The sequence below is a fragment of the Staphylococcus sp. GDY8P57P genome (assembly GCF_017892585.1).
Classification (GTDB): Bacteria; Bacillota; Bacilli; order Staphylococcales; family Staphylococcaceae; genus Staphylococcus; species Staphylococcus borealis.
On sequence record NZ_JAESLK010000124.1, the window covers coordinates 1 to 853 of the forward strand.

The window sequence follows — 853 nt, forward strand, 5'->3', positions numbered from 1 at the left end:
GGTAAAAAAAGAACGAAGTCGAGATCAGGGAATGAGTTTATAAAATAAAAAAAGCACCTGAAAAGGTGTCTTTTTTTGATGGTTTTGAACTTGTTCTTTCTTATCTTGATACTTATAGAAATAACAAGTTTTTTTTTATAAGGCTATTTATGTCATTTAAACCCTTGTGGTTACTGGTTTTATGCGTTTAAAAATGAGTGGAAAATGGTTGAATATAAAAAACCCCTATGTTAAAGTTAAAAGTGACTAAACAATCAACTCAATACATAGGGGGTTTTTTATTATCATGTGTAATAATAATAGCATTCAATCAATCGAAAAATCAAGTGTATTAATCGACAAAACGAAAAGTGGTAAAGTTCGCCCTTGGCGAGAGAAAAAAATTTCGAACGTTGGTTATTGGGAATTATTGCATATACTAGAATTTAAAAAAGCTGAACGTGTGAAAGATTGTGCAGAGATTTTGGAATACAAAGTGGACGTAGAAACGAGTGAAATTAATTTATATCGTGTTTGGTTTTGTAAATCTCGTTTATGTCCAATGTGCAATTGGAGAAGAGCAATGAAACATGGAATTCAATCGAAAAAAGTTGTTACTGAAGTGATTCGACAAAAGCCAACAGTTCGGTGGTTATTTTTGACACTTTCAGTTAAAAATGTTTATGACGGTGAAGAATTAAATCAAAGTTTATCAGATATGGCGAAAGGTTTTAATCGCATGATGAAATATAAAAAAATCACTAAAAATTTAGTTGGTTTTATGCGTGCGACAGAAGTAACTGTAAACGAAATTGATAATTCATATAATCAACATATGCATGTGTTGCTGGCAGTAGAGCCGACTTATTTTAAG

1 protein-coding gene is annotated in these 853 nt (G+C 31.1%); it reads left to right on the forward strand.

The window, feature by feature from the left end:
• Window positions 1–286: 286 nt before the first annotated feature.
• Window positions 287–853: protein rep (locus tag KA878_RS13900; protein ID WP_210142242.1), on the forward strand; the 567-nt coding region annotated here is incomplete at its 3' end.